This window comes from Pseudomonas mucoides, assembly GCF_015461845.1.
Taxonomy (GTDB): Bacteria; Pseudomonadota; Gammaproteobacteria; order Pseudomonadales; family Pseudomonadaceae; genus Aquipseudomonas; species Aquipseudomonas mucoides.
In genome coordinates, this window is the sequence record NZ_JACOPW010000008.1 from 64,984 (window position 1) to 80,864 (window position 15,881).

General features: G+C 60.6%; 15 protein-coding genes. 7 read left to right on the forward strand and 8 right to left on the reverse strand.

From position 1 onward, the window contains the following. Positions 1-12: 12 nt before the first annotated feature. Genes H8F22_RS26420 through H8F22_RS26435 form a run of 4 tightly spaced genes read right to left on the reverse strand, consistent with a single transcriptional unit; the run spans position 13 to position 2,781 of the window. Positions 13-540 carry a pilus assembly protein PilP gene (locus tag H8F22_RS26420; protein WP_194940878.1) on the reverse strand — a complete coding sequence of 176 codons (528 nt, stop codon included), beginning with the start codon at positions 538-540 and terminating at the stop codon, positions 13-15. After that, on the reverse strand, positions 537-1,154 hold the full coding sequence (pilO, locus tag H8F22_RS26425) for a type 4a pilus biogenesis protein PilO (RefSeq protein ID WP_059181774.1): 618 nt from the start codon (positions 1,152-1,154) through the stop codon (positions 537-539). Before pilO ends, H8F22_RS26420 begins: the two co-directional genes overlap by 4 nt. After that, positions 1,151-1,717, reverse strand: coding sequence for a PilN domain-containing protein (locus tag H8F22_RS26430; RefSeq protein ID WP_027922099.1), 567 nt, complete (start codon positions 1,715-1,717; stop codon positions 1,151-1,153). Before H8F22_RS26430 ends, pilO begins: the two co-directional genes overlap by 4 nt. After that, entirely contained in the window at positions 1,717-2,781 is a 1,065-nt protein-coding gene (locus tag H8F22_RS26435; protein WP_027922100.1) for a pilus assembly protein PilM, read from the reverse strand. The genes H8F22_RS26430 and H8F22_RS26435 overlap by 1 nt, the downstream gene beginning before the upstream one ends. A gap of 220 nt (positions 2,782-3,001) precedes the next feature. Here H8F22_RS26435 and H8F22_RS26440 point away from each other — a divergent pair, with 220 nt between their 5' ends. Continuing rightward, positions 3,002-5,443 (forward strand): penicillin-binding protein 1A, encoded by a 2,442-nt coding sequence (locus H8F22_RS26440; RefSeq protein WP_371258937.1) that lies wholly within the window; start codon positions 3,002-3,004, stop codon positions 5,441-5,443. Positions 5,444-5,583: 140 nt separating this feature from the next. Here the strand turns inward: H8F22_RS26440 and H8F22_RS26445 are convergent, their stop codons facing one another. The 3 genes from H8F22_RS26445 to rpmE all read right to left on the reverse strand — a co-directional run bounded on the left by H8F22_RS26445 (position 5,584) and on the right by rpmE (position 8,080). Next, positions 5,584-6,852: a malic enzyme-like NAD(P)-binding protein gene (locus tag H8F22_RS26445; protein WP_027922102.1), complete on the reverse strand. Its 1,269-nt coding sequence runs from the start codon at positions 6,850-6,852 to the stop codon at positions 5,584-5,586. A gap of 182 nt (positions 6,853-7,034) precedes the next feature. Further along, positions 7,035-7,835 carry a thermonuclease family protein gene (locus tag H8F22_RS26450; protein WP_032833435.1) on the reverse strand — a complete coding sequence of 267 codons (801 nt, stop codon included), beginning with the start codon at positions 7,833-7,835 and terminating at the stop codon, positions 7,035-7,037. Positions 7,836-7,849: 14 nt separating this feature from the next. Next, the gene (gene rpmE, locus H8F22_RS26455) at positions 7,850-8,080 is read right to left on the reverse strand and encodes a 50S ribosomal protein L31 (RefSeq protein WP_059181778.1); all 231 of its coding nucleotides are present in this window, start codon (positions 8,078-8,080) and stop codon (positions 7,850-7,852) included. Between the two features lie 293 nt (positions 8,081-8,373). Here rpmE and H8F22_RS26460 point away from each other — a divergent pair, with 293 nt between their 5' ends. Then, positions 8,374-10,593 carry a primosomal protein N' gene (locus H8F22_RS26460; RefSeq protein WP_027922105.1) on the forward strand — a complete coding sequence of 740 codons (2,220 nt, stop codon included), beginning with the start codon at positions 8,374-8,376 and terminating at the stop codon, positions 10,591-10,593. A gap of 60 nt (positions 10,594-10,653) precedes the next feature. Here H8F22_RS26460 and H8F22_RS32905 read toward each other — a convergent pair whose 3' ends face one another. After that, entirely contained in the window at positions 10,654-10,776 is a 123-nt protein-coding gene (locus tag H8F22_RS32905) for a hypothetical protein (RefSeq protein WP_256218298.1), read from the reverse strand. Here H8F22_RS32905 and argS point away from each other — a divergent pair. The 5 genes from argS (at position 10,775) to H8F22_RS26485 (ending at position 15,830) form a co-directional block, all read left to right on the forward strand. Further along, positions 10,775-12,511 carry an arginine--tRNA ligase gene (gene argS, locus H8F22_RS26465; RefSeq protein WP_194940879.1) on the forward strand — a complete coding sequence of 579 codons (1,737 nt, stop codon included), beginning with the start codon at positions 10,775-10,777 and terminating at the stop codon, positions 12,509-12,511. The two genes, H8F22_RS32905 and argS, sit on opposite strands and share 2 nt — an antisense overlap. Before the next feature lies 1 nt (position 12,512). Further along, positions 12,513-13,220, forward strand: coding sequence for an SPOR domain-containing protein (locus tag H8F22_RS26470; RefSeq protein WP_027922107.1), 708 nt, complete (start codon positions 12,513-12,515; stop codon positions 13,218-13,220). 232 nt (positions 13,221-13,452) lie between these two features. Further along, complete coding sequence (gene hslV / locus H8F22_RS26475) at positions 13,453-13,983, forward strand: ATP-dependent protease subunit HslV (RefSeq protein ID WP_007899242.1); 531 nt, start codon at positions 13,453-13,455, stop codon at positions 13,981-13,983. A 55-nt stretch (positions 13,984-14,038) separates the two neighbouring features. Then, the gene (gene hslU, locus H8F22_RS26480) at positions 14,039-15,379 is read left to right on the forward strand and encodes an ATP-dependent protease ATPase subunit HslU (RefSeq protein WP_027922108.1); all 1,341 of its coding nucleotides are present in this window, start codon (positions 14,039-14,041) and stop codon (positions 15,377-15,379) included. Between the two features lie 79 nt (positions 15,380-15,458). Continuing rightward, positions 15,459-15,830: a gamma-butyrobetaine hydroxylase-like domain-containing protein gene (locus H8F22_RS26485; protein WP_027922109.1), complete on the forward strand. Its 372-nt coding sequence runs from the start codon at positions 15,459-15,461 to the stop codon at positions 15,828-15,830. The last annotated feature ends 51 nt before the right edge of the window (positions 15,831-15,881 follow it).

Genomic DNA, 15,881 nt, shown 5'->3' on the forward strand with positions numbered 1-15,881 from the left:
ATTCGAGTTCCACTATGAGTGCTCTTTCAAAGGAAGGGTCCGTGGTCGCTCCAGCCAGGCACCCTCGCCATCGGGAACGATTTCGACCACATCAACTTGTGAGCCGCTGATGGCGACGATCCGCCCATCGTTACGCCCCAGGTAATCACCGACTTTCAGCCGATGCACCCCGCCCGCCCCGCGCAACAGTACAAAGGAGCCAGAGGCATTGGAGATCGTGCCGACCATTTCAAACTGCTCGATGTTGAATCCTTCGAGGTACTGCTTGATCCGATTGGGGTCGGGCTTGACGTTGCGCGAGCCGCGTTTCTGGCCTGCCAGGTCCACTCTGACCTGCCGGGAAAACGGGCTGCGCAGGTTGGCGGCGTTGTAGGTGAACGTTGGGTAAGACCGAAACGTCGGCGTTGGTTCAATTTTGCCCGGAGCCCGCAGGCGCACTTCGTTCATGTAGGCATCCAGGTCGCCGAGGTCGTTATCGCTGCCACACGCGGCCAGGCTGGCGAACAACACCACCATCGATACACAACGAAGCGGACTCATTTCTGCGCCCCGTTGTAGCGATAGGTCTTGGCAAGGATGCTCATGCGCAACTTCGGACCACCTTCAGGGCTGGCCGGCGCGATGTCGAAATCATGCAGCGTCACGATCCGGGGCAGCCCGGCCACGCCACTGACGAAGGTCGCCAGGTCGTGATAGGCACCAGTCACCGTGATCTGGATCGGCAGTTCGATGTAGAACGGCTGGGTGACTTCCGGCAGCAGTTTGATCTCTTCAAACTCCAGTCCGCTGCCCAGCCCCGTGCGGGTGATGTCCTCCAGCAGGCCGGGAACCTCGGTGTCGCTGGGCAATTGCCGCAGCAGCATGCCAAAGGACGTTTCCATCTCCTTCATTTGCTGGGTGTACAGCTCCAGATTTGCCGCCATGTGGGCCTTGGTCGCGAACTGTTCCTTGAGGGTCGACTCTTCCTCGCGCTTCAGGTTGAGCTGGTCTTCGAGATCACTGAGGTAAAAGGTGTACCCCAGCGCCAACACCAACAGCATGAGCAAAACAGCCACCACGGCCTTGATCGCTGGCGGCCAGGAACCCATGTTGCTGGTGTCCAGATCGTTGAGATCAACATTGCGCAACCCTTCCAGCCATTGAGACGGACTCATTTATCCTCCTCCACGGCAGCGGGCTGGGTCTGACGAACGGTCAGCTGAAAGACATTGGCCTGATCCAGCTGACCGGCGGTCGTCGCCTTGACCTCGGTAAGACTGGGGGCATCGAACCAGTCGGACGCATCCAGGTTGCGCATCAGGTCCGACACGCGATTGTTCGACTCCGCCGCGCCGGTGATGGACAGGGTTTTGCCGACCATTTTCACTTCAGTGAAATACACACCGTCCGGCAGCGTGCGCGCCAATTGATCGAAGATCCGGCCGCTGATCGGCCGGTTGCCTTGCAGGTCCTGGATAATGCGCATGCGCTCGACCAGTTGCTGGCGTCGGGCTTTCAGATCACTGATCTGTGCGATCCGCTCGTCGACCACTGCGATCTGCTTGCCGATGTAGGCGTTACGGGCAGCCTGCCGATCAATGGCTCCACTGATGAACTGGTCCGCGACCAGTACGCCCCCCACGGAACACAGCAGCACGCCGACCAACGTCAGCAAAAAGCGTTTGCGGCGTTCTTCCCGCAGCTCTTCGCGCCAAGGTAAAAGATTGATCCGCGCCATCAGTCGAAACTCCTGAGGGCGAGCCCGCACGCGATCATCAAGGCTGGCGCATCGCTAGCCAGCGCGCCGGCGTTGACCTTGCTGCTCAAGGCCATGTTGGCGAACGGGTTGGCCACCTGAGTCGGCGTATCCAGGCGCTGTTCGATCAACCGGTCCAGCCCCGACACCGACGCCGTGCCACCGGCCAGCAGAATGTGATCGACCGCGTTGTACTGGCCAGAGGCAAAGAAGAACTGCAACGAGCGCGAAACCTGCTGTACCAGCGCCTCGCGAAACGGTTGCAAGACTTCGTTGACGTAGTCGTCTGGCAATCCGCCCTGCTTCTTCGCCAGCCCGGCCTGCTCGACCGTCAGGCCATACCGGCGCTGAATTTCCTCGGTCAGCTGCCGCCCCCCGAACAATTGCTCGCGGGTATAAATGATCTTGCCGTTGTGCAGCACGCTGAGGGTGGTCATGGTCGCGCCAATGTCCACCACCGCAACCGTCAGGCGCTCCTGGGTGGCGGCCAGTTGTGTCGAGAGCAAGCCGAAGGAACGCTCCAGCGCGTAAGCCTCGACATCGACCACGCGCGCAGTCAGGCCGGCCAAGGCCAGAGCCGCCTCTCGGACTTCGACATTTTCCTTGCGACAGGCGGCCAGCAACACATTGACCCGCTCCGGGTTACGCGCGGACACGCCCTGGACTTCGAAGTCGATGGCGACTTCATCCAAAGGGTAGGGAATGTACTGATCGGCCTCGATCTTGAGCTGGTTTTCCATCTCGTCGTCGGAAAGACCACCGTCCATCTCGATGGTCTTGGTGATCACCGCCGAACCGGCCACTGCCACCGCCACGCTCTTGAGGCTGGTTCTGGCCTTGAGCAACACACGAGAGAGCGCCTGCCCGACACCCTCGAGCTCAGCGATGTTTTTTTCGACTACCGCATTGGCCGGCAACGGCTCTACCGCGTACGCCTCGACCCGATAACGGTCACCCTGACGACTCAGTTCCAGAAGCTTTACCGACGTGGAACTGATGTCGATCCCCAACAGCGAGTTGGCTTTTTTATTGAAGAGTCCTAGCACTACCCATTCCCTATGACTATCCGTGTCTTACGGACTCTGTAATATCCGTTGCGTTCATTACCTCCCGTCTTGACAGAAGCGCCCATGACGCTCCCTGCGGAAAAATGCTTATAATGCCCAGCGTTTTTTTTCCGGTTTTTACTTCAAGCGCGGGTCGTTCCCTGTTTATCCGAACCCTGATGCCTCATTCATTCTTTGCCCTGGATGTCCAAAAGCCTTGATTCGTCTGCTGAAATTTTTCGGTTGGTCCATCGTCGCCGTTTTCTGCGGACTGCTTCTGGGTCTGAGTGGCGCCTTTCTTTACCTTAGTCCCGGATTACCGTCCGTGGAGGCGCTGAGAAGCATCCAGTTGCAGATTCCTTTGCGGGTCTACAGCAGCGATAACAAGTTGATCGCAGAGTTTGGCGAAATGCGCCGTACTCCGATCCGTTTCGCCGACATTCCCCCCAATTTCATTAATGCGTTACTAAGTGCTGAAGACGACAATTTCGCCAACCACTACGGCGTCGACCCCAGCAGCCTGATGCGTGCGGCGACCCAATTGGTCAAGAGCGGGCACATTCAGTCCGGCGGCAGCACCATCACCATGCAGGTCGCGAAAAACTTCTTCCTGACCAGCGAACGCAGCTTCTCGCGCAAAACCACCGAAATTCTCCTGGCCCTGCAGATCGAACGACAGCTGACCAAGGACGAGATCCTTGAGCTGTACGTCAACAAGATCTACCTGGGCAACCGCGCCTACGGCATCGAAGCCGCCGCGCAGGTTTACTACGGCAAATCGATTCGTGACGTCAGCCTCGCCCAGATGGCGATGATCGCCGGCCTGCCAAAAGCCCCGTCGCGCTTCAACCCGCTGGCCAACCCGGCCCGCAGCAAAGAGCGCCGCGACTGGATTCTGGGGCGCATGTACAAGCTCGGGAAAATCACCGAAGCCGACTACACCACGGCGATCAACGAACCCCTGAACGCCAGCTATCACGTGCCGACGCCGGAAGTGAATGCACCTTACATCGCCGAAATGGCCCGGGCCGAGATGGTCGGGCGTTATGGCAGCGACGCCTATACCGAAGGGTTCCGCGTGACCACGACTGTGCCGAGCAATCTGCAGGAAATGGCCAACACCGCGGTTCACGAAGGCTTGATGACATATGACCAGCGCCATGGTTATCGCGGCCCCGAGTCGCGCCTGCCGGGCAAGACGCGCGAGGCCTGGGCTACCGAGCTGACCAAGCAACGCACCATCAGCAGCCTTGAACCCGCCATCGTGACTCAGGTCGACAAAAACGGCCTGCAAGTGATGACCCGCACCGGTGACGAACACGTCGGCTGGGATAGCATGAAGTGGGCGCGTCCGTTCCTGAACACCAACAGCATGGGCGCCAATCCGAAGCAGCCTTCGGATGTGGCTCAAGTCGGCGATCTGATTCGCGTGCAGCGTCAGCCGGACAACTCGCTGAAATTCAGCCAGATTCCGCAGGCGCAGGGCGCACTGGTATCCCTTGATCCGCAGAACGGCGCCATCCGTTCGCTGGTCGGCGGTTTTGCGTTCGAGCAGAGCAACTACAACCGCGCCTTGCAGGCCAAGCGCCAGCCAGGCTCGAGCTTCAAACCGTTCGTCTACAGTGCGGCGCTGGACAACGGCTACACCGCCTCCAGCCTGGTGAACGACGCGCCGATCGTGTTTGTCGACGAATACCTGGACAAGGTCTGGCGCCCGAAGAACGACACCAACACCTTCCTCGGTCCGATCCGTCTGCGCGAGGCGCTGTACAAGTCGCGTAACCTGGTGTCGATCCGCTTGCTGCAAGCGATGGGCGTCGGCAGGACAATCGACTACATCACCCGCTTCGGTTTCAACAAGCAGGACCTGCCGCCCAACCTGTCCCTGGCACTGGGCACCGCGACCCTGACCCCGATGGAGATCGCCACGGGCTGGAGCACCTTCGCCAACGGCGGCTTCAAGATCACCCCGTACATCATCGACAAGATCGAAAGTCGCAACGGCGACACGCTGTTCGTCGCCAACCCGCCGAGCGTTCCTCAGGGCGACGCAGCGTCCAGCGGCATTGCTGCCCCGGCCGCGCAGACCTTTACAGTCAACGCGACACCGGGTGAGGCGCCAGCCGCTCCGGGCACCGCGCCGCAAACGCCGGCCGTTGCCGAACGCATCGTCGATGGCCGCACGACCTACATCCTCAACAGCATGCTGGAGGACGTGATCAAGCTCGGCACCGGCCGTCGCGCACTGGCCTTGGGACGTGGCGACATTGCGGGCAAGACCGGTACGACCAACGAATCCAAGGACGCGTGGTTCTCCGGCTATAACGCCGACTACGTGACGACGGTCTGGACCGGTTTCGACCAGCCTGAAAGCCTCGGCCGCAAGGAGTTCGGCGGCACCGTCGCGCTGCCGATCTGGATGAGCTACATGGGCGCCGCCCTCAAAGACAAGCCGCCGCATACGCAGCCAGAGCCGGAAGGCATCCTGAGCCTGCGGGTCGACCCGGTCAGCGGTCGTGCCGCCAGCCCGGGCACGCCAGGCGCGTACTTTGAACTGTTCAAGGCCGAAGACACGCCACCGTCGGTGAATGAGCTGGGCAACGGCACAGCGCCGGGCAGCCCGCTGCCAGCGGATGAAGCGGCACCGATCGATTTGTTCTAGAGAGACAGCTACAGGTTTCAAGCTGCAAGCCACACGCTGAAGCAAGAGCCGCATCGCTTTTAACTTGCAGCTTGTAGCTTGCCGCTTCAAGCCCATAAAAAAACCCAGCACTTGGCTGGGTTTTTTATGGGCGGCTGCTTTTATCCGTTGAACACGTCATCCACGCTTTTCAGCGGGTAGTTCTTCGGATATGGCAGGGTCGCTACGCCGGTCTCGATGGCAGCCTTGGCCACCGCATCGGAGATCAGGGTGATCAGGCGGGCATCCATTGGTTTCGGAATGATGTACTCACGGCCGAATTCCAGTTTGATACCGCCGTAGGCGTCGCACACTTCCTGAGGAACCGGCAGCTTGGCCAGTTCACGCAGGGCGTTGGCCGCAGCCACTTTCATTTCTTCGTTGATGCGCTTGGCGCGAACGTCCAGGGCACCACGGAAGATGAACGGGAAGCCCAGCACGTTGTTGACCTGGTTCGGGTAGTCCGAACGGCCGGTGGCCATGATCACGTCGTCACGGGTGGCGTGAGCCAGTTCCGGGGAGATTTCCGGGTCCGGGTTGGAGCACGCGAACACGATCGGGTTGGCCGCCATGGATTTCAGGCCTTCAGCGCTCAGCAGGTTCGGACCGGACAGGCCAACGAACACGTCTGCGCCTTGCAGGGCGTCTGCCAGGGTGCGCTTGTCGGTCGCGTGAGCGAAGACAGCCTTGTACTGGTTCAGGTCGTCACGGCCGGAGTGGATCACGCCGGTACGGTCAACCATGAAGATGTTTTCGATGTTGGCGCCCATGCTCACCAGCAATTTCATGCAGGAGATGGCCGCCGCACCGGCGCCCAGGCAGACGATCTTGGCGTCAGCGAGGGTTTTGCCGGCGATTTCCAGGGCGTTGATCATGCCGGCCGCGGTAACGATCGCGGTGCCGTGCTGGTCATCATGGAACACTGGAATGTCACACTGCTCGATCAGAGCGCGTTCGATTTCAAAACACTCCGGTGCCTTGATGTCTTCCAGGTTGATGCCACCGAAGGTGATGGAGATGCGCTTGACGGTGTCGATGAAGGCTTGCGGGCTTTCGGAGTCGACTTCGATGTCGAAAACGTCGATGCCGGCGAAGCGCTTGAACAGCACGCCTTTACCTTCCATCACAGGCTTGGAAGCCAATGGGCCGAGGTTACCCAGGCCGAGAATCGCGGTGCCATCGGAAATGACTGCAACCAGGTTGCCTTTGCCGGTGTATTTGTAGGCCAGCTCAGGATCGCGGGCGATTTCGCGTACTGGTTCGGCTACGCCGGGGCTGTAGGCCAGCGACAGGTCGCGGGCAGTAGCGGTGGCCTTGGTGAGCTCGACGCTCAGCTTACCTGGACGAGGATGGGCATGATATTCGAGAGCGGCAGTTTTCAAATCAGACATGGGGGCATTCCGCTTTTACTGTTGGACAGACTGGTCAGCGAGGATACGCGCCTCGCAAAATCCCCACAAGACTGACCGGTCACCCCTGTCAAGCGCCCTGCCCTACGACTTTGGGCCAAGAGCCGCGGAACACAAGGGATGGACTGTTCACAATCGACAGCAAAAATGTCTACAATTTTTTCTTAGCGCGCGATTTGCAGCATCGACGGATCGGTGAGCGGCAGAAGCCAGCGCGCCTGTCCGGATTTCAACCCGCCGCGACGGGAACGATCCACTACCCAGCCACGCGCCTCGATCTGCTTGCCTTCCAGGTTTTCCAGCGCCGGGACATCGAACTGCCCGAGTAAATTGGGTGCAACACGCAATACAACTGAATCCTGCAACTCGATCCAAATCCCACCGCGATTGCGCTGAACCTTGCTCACACGCCCACTGAGCACGGCGAAACCGGAAGCGTTGATCTGCTCTGCTTTCAGTACAGGTGATTGCCGCCACAGGCCAAGGCCGGCCTGACGGGCACTGCGTTCGGCGGATTGCTGGCAGCCGACCAAATCGACATTCGGCGCGACTGCCACTTGGAAACCGAGCCCTTCTGCGAGCATCTGCGCTTCGAGATTGGCGCCATCGGCGCTATAGACATGAGCCAGAGTGCGACCGTAATGGTCCTTGCTCTCCTTGCCGGGCAACAAGCCGACCCGTCCATCGCTGGCGGCCACCAACGCTTCCAGGCGTTTGCGCGCGGCCACGGCGAACGGCTCGTCGGAACGCCCCTTTTTGCCCAGCTCCGGGGTGTTCAGACCGATCATGCGCACACTGCGGCCATCGTCGAGGCGCAAGGTGTCGCCATCCACCACTCGCTGCACCATGACCGACTCCAGTGCGCTCGGCGTCGGACAAAAGGCGTGGGCGCCGGACAGCCAAATCGCGGACACAAAAAAGGCGCCCGCGAGGGACGCCTTTTTCAACAGCAAGGAAAAGCCCATCGGGCCCTTCAACCTTACTCTGCAGCAGCTGGAGCTTTCTTGCCGAAAGCGCCAAAACGGTCTGCGAAGCGCTGTACACGACCGCCAGTATCCAGAGTCTTCTGCTTACCGGTGTAGAACGGGTGGCACTCGTTGCATACGTCGATCGCCAGAGGCTTGGCCAGGTTCGAACGGGTTTCGAACTTGTTGCCACAGCTGCAGGTAACTGCGGTGACTTCGTATGTTGGATGGATATCGGCTTTCATGGTGTCTTCCTCGGGCTAGCGTGCCGCCACTCAACACTATTGTTGAATACCGCACGTAATTAGGCCGCGGATTCTACCAGACATTGCCAATCGCGCAAGCTGTCGCTGAGACCGACCGTCTGCTAGGCTCCCGACCCAAAGCGCCGTCCCGTGCAGGAGTGAGCCTGCTCGCGAAGAGGGTGTGTCAGCCCAGCATTTGTGGTGCCTGACACACCCTCTTCGCGAGCAGGCTCACTCCCACAGGGTATGCGCCCGGTTTTTCATTTATTGCCTGTCCAAAGAGAATCCCCCGCGTGCCCGACGCCATTTTGCGCCTCGCCCTGCCTTCGCCGCTGCGCCGCCTGTTCGATTACCGTGCCCCGGCCGGAGTCCTGCGTGCCCAGCTGCAACCGGGCATGCGCCTGCGGGTGCCGTTCGGTCGACGGGAAATGATCGGAATTCTGGTGGAGGTCACCGACACCAGCGAAGTCCCGGTAGAAAAGCTCAAACCGGCGATCGCCCTGCTCGACGCCACGCCGCCACTGCCGCCCGCACTATTCAAGCTGTGCCTGTGGACGTCCCAGTATTATCAGCACAGCCTCGGCGACACCTTGAGCTGGGCGCTGCCGGTGTTGCTGCGTCAGGGCGAACTGGCCGAAGCGCGCCAGGAACGCTTCTGGTCCGCCGCACCGGGCGCCAGCCTGGATGACCCGCGCATTGCCCGCGCGCCCCGCCAGCGCGAAGCCCTGGCGACACTGGCCCAGCATCCCCACGGCGTGGCGCATCAGTTGCTGAGCAAACTGATGCTGAGCAAGGACAGCCTGGATTTGTTGCTGGCCAAAGACCTGGTCCAGGTCGAAATCCGCAAACACGCCCCCGGCGCACGCCACGAGCACTGGCTGGCGCAACCGGAATTGCCACTCAACCCGGAACAACGCGCCGCGTATGAAGCGATTCGCGCCGGGTTCGACAGCTATCATGCGTTTCTGCTGGCCGGCGTCACCGGCAGCGGCAAGACGGAAGTCTATTTACAGCTGATCCGCGAAACCCTCGAGGCCGGCAAGCAGGCGCTGGTGCTGATCCCGGAGATCAACCTCGGCCCGCAGACCCTGGCGCGTTTCGAGCAGCGCTTCAATGCGCGCATCGCGCTGATTCACTCGGCGGTTAACGACCGAGAACGCCTCGAAGCCTGGCTTGCCGCGCGGGACGGTGACGCCGACATCATTATCGGCACCCGCTCGGCGCTGTTCACGCCGATGAAAAACCCCGGCCTGATCATCATCGATGAAGAGCATGACGGTTCCTATAAACAGCAGGAAGGCTTGCGTTACCACGCCCGCGATCTGGCACTGGTCCGCGCCCGCCAGGAAAACATCCCGATTGTCCTCGGCTCCGCCACACCCTCACTGGAAAGTCTGCACAACGCCTACACCGGCCGTTACGGCCTCCTGCGGCTGAACGAGCGAGCCGGCGGCGCCAAGCAGCCACGCTTCCTGCGCCTGGATGTCAAAAGCCGCCCGCTGGACAGCGGCATTTCCGGGCCGATGCAGCAAGCGATCGGCCAGACTTTGGCCGCTGGCCAGCAAGTATTGGTGTTCCTCAACCGTCGCGGTTTTGCGCCGACGCTGTTGTGTCACGACTGCGGCTGGATGTCCGAATGCCAGCGCTGTGATGCGCGGATGACCGTGCACCAACGCTCCGGCGAACTGCGCTGCCATCATTGCGGCTACGTCGAGCGCGTGCCTCGGCGTTGCCCGAAATGCAGCAAAGTCGATTTGCGCCCCGTGGGTGCTGGCACCGAGCGCGCCGAGGAACGGCTGGCGATTCTGTTCCCGGACGTCCCGGTGTTGCGGGTCGACCGTGACAGCACATCGCGCAAGGACGCGATGAATCAGCTGTTCGCCACCATTCAGAAAGGCCAGCCGTGCATATTGGTCGGCACGCAAATGCTTGCCAAAGGGCATCACTTTCCGCGGGTGACGCTGGTGTCGATTCTCGACGCCGACGGCGGCCTGTTCTCCGGCGACTTCCGCGCCAGCGAGCGCATGGCGCAGTTGATCGTTCAAGTGGCCGGCCGCGCCGGACGGGCGGAAGAGCCGGGCAGAGTGATTATCCAGACGCACCTGGCAGACCATCCGCTGCTGGTGCAACTGACCGAGCAAGGATATTTCGCCTTTGCCGAGCAGGCGTTGAGCGAACGTCGCTCCGCTGGACTGCCACCGTTTGCGCATTTGGCGCTGCTGCGGGCTGAAGCGCATAAACCGGGGCAGGCTGAAGGCTTCCTGGATGAAGCATGCAGCGAGGCCGAACGCTTGCTGGCCGAGCAGAATCTGGGTGGGATCGAGTTGCTGGGGCCAGTGCCCGCGCCGATGGAGCGTCGCGCCGGGCGCTATCGCGCACAGTTGTTGTTGCAGGCCACGGCCCGGGCGCCGCTGCATCGGTTGTTGAGCAGCTGGTTGCTGGTGCTGGAGCAGATGCCGAGCGGGCGGGCGGTGCGCTGGTCCCTTGATGTCGATCCCGTGGATTTGTATTGAATTAGAGATCGCCTTCGCGAGCAGGCTCCGGGCGGCGTTCCGACGAAGGCTGACTATTTGTCACCACATATCCATAACCTGCCCGCTATAGTTGGCAAGCCCGTCTTCGCAACGGATAATGCCCAGTTTTTCCACCAGCGCATCGAAGCGCGCACCGCGCTTGCGGTCGAAAGAGACCACCATGAAAGACACCATTCGCCAGCTGATCCAACAAGCCATCACCCAACTCGTCAACGAAGGTGTGTTGCCTGAAGGCCTGTCGCCGGCGATCCAGGTGGAAAACTCCCGCGACAAAAAGAACGGCGACTTCGCCAGCAACATCGCGATGATGCTGGCCAAACCGGCTGGCATGAAGCCGCGTGACCTGGCTGAGAAAATCATCGCTGCGCTGCCGGCTGATGAAAACGTCAGCAAAACCGAAATCGCCGGCCCGGGCTTCCTGAATTTCTTCCAGAACACTGATGCCCTGGCCACTCGCCTGGATGCCGCCCTCGCCGACGACCACATCGGCGTGCGCAAAGCTGGCCCGGTGCAGCGCACTGTGGTCGACCTGTCGGCACCGAACCTCGCCAAAGAAATGCACGTCGGCCATTTGCGCTCGACCATCATCGGTGACGGCGTGGCGCGCGTTCTGGAGTTCCTCGGCGACGACGTGATCCGTCAGAACCACGTCGGCGACTGGGGCACCCAGTTCGGAATGCTGATGGCGTACCTGCAAGAAAACCCGATCACCAGCGACGAGCTGTCGGACCTGGAAAATTTCTACCGTGCGGCCAAGCAGCGCTTTGACGAATCCGAAGAGTTTGCCGATCGTGCCCGTGGCCTGGTGGTCAAGCTGCAAGCCGGCGACCCGGACTGCCTGGCCCTGTGGACCAAGTTCAAGGACATCTCGCTGTCGCACTGCCAGAAAATCTACGAACTGCTGAACGTCAAACTGACCATGGCCGACGTGATGGGCGAAAGTGCCTACAACGACGACCTGATCAACGTGGTCAACGACCTCAAGGCCGCCGGCATGCTGGTCGAGAGCAATGGCGCCCAGTGCGTGTTCCTCGACGAGTTCAAAAACGCCGACGGCGACCCGTTGCCGGTGATCATCGTCAAGGCAGATGGCGGCTACCTCTACGCCACCACCGACCTGGCTGCCGTGCGTTACCGCAGCGGCAAGCTCAAGGCTGATCGCGCGCTGTACTTCGTCGACCAGCGTCAGGCCCTGCACTTCCAGCAAGTGTTCGCCGTGGCGCGCAAGGCCGGCTTCGTGACGCACCCGATGGAAATGGAACACATGGGCTTCGGCACCATGAACGGCGCCGATGGCCGTCCGTTCAAGACCCGTGACGGCGGCACCGTGAAGTTGATCGACTTGCTGACCGAAGCTCAGGAACGTGCCTACACCCTGGTGAAGGACAAGAATCCGGAACTGGCCGAAGCCGAGTTGCGCAATATCGCCAAGGTGGTGGGCATTGGCGCGGTGAAATACGCCGACCTGTCCAAGCACCGCACCAGCGACTACAGCTTCAACTTCGACCTGATGCTCAACTTCGAAGGCAACACCGCGCCGTACTTGCTGTACGCCTACACCCGCGTCGCTGGCGTGTTCCGCAAACTGGGCAAGGACTTCACCGAAGTCGAAGGCCAGATCGTGCTGGAAGCGGCACACGAACACGAACTGGCGGCGAAACTGGCGCAGTTCGGTGAAATCCTCAACAACGTGTCCGATAAAGGCACGCCGCACATCCTCTGCACCTACCTGTACGATGTGGCTGGACTGTTCTCCAGTTTCTACGAGAACTGCCCGATCCTCGGCGCCGACACCCCGGCGCAAATGCAAAGCCGTCTGCGCCTCGCCGCGCTGACCGGCCGCACTCTCAAGCAAGGCCTGGAACTCTTGGGTCTGGAAACTCTGGAGCGTATGTAAGTTGGCTGCCAAGAAAAAACCTGCACCCAAGCGTGGCGCCAGCCGTTACCAAGCTCCTGCAAAACAGCCGATCCCGGGCTGGCTGTGGATGGCCATCGGCCTGACGGTTGGCGCGTTCATCGTCTTCCTGATGAAACTGGAGCCCGGCAAGGGCAGCGACACGGTCAAGCGCGAGAAGGTGGAACAGCAACAGAAAGCCAAGATCGCCGAGGCCAACAAGACCCCGCCGAGCCCGACGCAACCGGTGAAGCCGAAGTACGACTTCTACACCTTGCTGCCGGAATCGGAAGTGATCGTGCCGCCGGATGCCGTGCCGGAGAAGACGCTGCCAACGCCACAAGTGCCAGCCATTCCGACCACGCCGGTGACACCAGCCGAAGCGGCGAAGATCGACACGGCGCGGGCTCAGGCCGCTCTGGCCGGGATTACGCCACCACCGGCGCCACCCGTTTCCAAAGCGGCGCCGGTGACCAAGTTCTTCCTGCAGGCCGGTTCGTTCCGCAAGGAAACTGACGCGGACAAGGTTCGCGCGCAGATCATTCTGCTGGGGCAGGCCGTGGCAGTTGAGTCAGGCACGGTGAAGGATGAAACCTGGTATCGCGTGCTGGTCGGGCCGTTCAGCAATCGCGAACAACTGACCACGGCGCAGAAACAATTGGCCGGCGCAGGGTTTAGCAACCTGTTGTTACAACAACGCCAAAGCCGCTGACTTCACGGCAGGACCGCCGCGTCATCGTTCATCGCGAGCAAGCTCGTTCCCACAGGATATGCGCCAACCCTGTGGGAACGAGCTTGCTCGCGATGGCGTCGTGATAGACACCCAATTCCCTCACAGACTCACACCGCTCGTCTCCCGCCCCATCCCGCAGTTGAAAAACGCTCCACCACCCCCATATGAGTTGGCATAAGGCATTTTCGCCCCGCTGCGTGGAGACTCTCCCTTGACCACCATCGTTTCAGTTCGCCGCCACGGCAAAGTCGTCATGGGCGGCGACGGCCAGGTTTCTCTCGGCAATACCGTGATGAAAGGCAACGCGAAGAAAGTTCGCCGCCTGTACCACGGCCAGGTTATCGCCGGTTTTGCCGGGGCCACCGCTGACGCCTTCACCCTCTTCGAACGTTTCGAAGGCCAGCTTGAGAAACACCAAGGTCACCTGGTTCGCGCTGCCGTCGAACTCGCCAAAGAATGGCGCACCGACCGCTCCCTCAGCCGCCTCGAAGCCATGCTCGCAGTCGCCAACAAAGACGCCTCCCTGATCATCACCGGCAATGGCGATGTGGTTGAGCCTGAAGAAGGCCTGATCGCCATGGGTTCCGGCGGCGGCTACGCCCAGGCCGCTGCCAGCGCACTGCTGAAGAAGACCGATCTGTCGGCCCGGGAAATCGTCGAAACCGCCCTCGGCATCGCCGGCGACATCTGTGTATTCACCAACCACACCTTCACCATTGAGGAGCAGGACCTCGCTGAGTAAGCCTGTTTTGGCCACCACGCCACGGCTCACTTTTACCTGAGGACCGCCAATTACTATGTCCATGACTCCCCGTGAAATCGTCCACGAACTCAATCGCCATATCATCGGCCAGGACGATGCCAAACGCGCCGTCGCCATCGCGCTGCGTAACCGCTGGCGCCGGATGCAGCTGCCTGAAGAGCTGCGCGTTGAAGTAACCCCCAAAAACATCCTGATGATCGGCCCGACCGGTGTCGGTAAAACCGAGATCGCTCGCCGCCTGGCCAAGCTCGCCAACGCGCCGTTCATCAAAGTCGAAGCGACCAAGTTCACTGAAGTCGGCTACGTAGGCCGCGACGTTGAATCGATCATTCGTGACCTGGCGGATGCGGCGATCAAGCTGCTGCGCGAACAGGAAATGACCAAGGTTCGCCATCGCGCCGAAGACGCCGCCGAAGACCGTATCCTCGACGCCCTGCTGCCACCGGCTCGCATGGGTTTCAGTAACGAAGACGCCGGATCGGCCACCGATTCCAACACCCGCCAACTGTTCCGCAAGCGCCTGCGCGAAGGTCAGCTGGATGACAAGGAGATCGAAATCGAAGTCGCCGATGTAGCCGGCGTCGACATCTCCGCGCCACCGGGCATGGAAGAAATGACCAACCAGTTGCAGAGCCTGTTTGCCAACATGGGCAAGGGCAAAAAGAAAAGCCGCAAGCTCAAGGTCAAGGAAGCACTGAAACTGGTGCGTGATGAAGAAGCCGGCCGCCTGGTCAATGAAGAAGAGTTGAAGGCCAAGGCGCTGGAAGCGGTCGAGCAGCACGGCATCGTGTTCATCGACGAAATCGACAAGGTCGCCAAGCGCGGCAACTCCGGCGGCGTCGACGTATCCCGTGAAGGCGTACAGCGCGACTTGCTGCCGCTGATCGAAGGCTGCACCGTCAACACCAAGCTGGGTATGGTCAAGACCGACCACATCCTGTTCATCGCCTCCGGTGCATTCCACCTGAGCAAGCCGAGCGACCTGGTGCCTGAACTGCAAGGCCGTCTGCCGATTCGTGTCGAGCTCAAGGCGCTGACGCCGGAAGACTTCGAGCGCATTCTCAGCGAGCCACATGCCTCGCTCACCGAGCAATATTGCGCACTGCTGAAAACCGAAGGCCTGGGCATCGAGTTCCAGCCGGACGGTATCAAGCGCATTGCCGAGATTGCCTGGCAGGTCAACGAGAAGACCGAGAACATCGGTGCCCGTCGCCTGCACACCTTGCTCGAGCGCCTGCTTGAAGAGGTGTCGTTCAGCGCCGGTGACCTGGCCAGCGTCCATGACGGCAAGGTGATCATGATCGACGCTGACTACGTCAACAGCCACTTGGGCGAATTGGCGCAGAACGAAGACCTGTCCCGCTACATTCTGTAAGCCTCAAGTTGCAAGCTACAAGCGTCAAGCTTATCGAGTTAAGCTTGCAGCTTGTAGCTTTCCTCCCGAGGCTCTTCCTATGCTCCCCACCGACATCAAACTGCACAAAGCCTCGAAAACCCTGTCGCTGAAATACGCGTCCGGCGAGGAATATCACCTGCCCGCCGAGTTCCTGCGCGTGCACTCTCCCTCCGCCGAGGTCCAGGGCCACGGCAAACCCATTCTGCAATTTGGCAAGAAGAATGTCGGCCTGACCAAGGTAGAACCGGCCGGTCAGTACGCACTGAAGTTGACCTTCGACGACGGCCACGACAGCGGCCTGTTCACCTGGGAATACCTCTATGAGCTGGCGCGACGTTATGACGCACTTTGGGATGACTATCTTGCCGAGCTCAAAGCCGCTGGAAAAACCCGCGACCCAAACGAATCCGTCGTCAAGCTGATGCTCTAAGTCAGGCCTCTTGCTCTTTAGAGGGCATTTTCTAATTTCATCTGTTTGAAT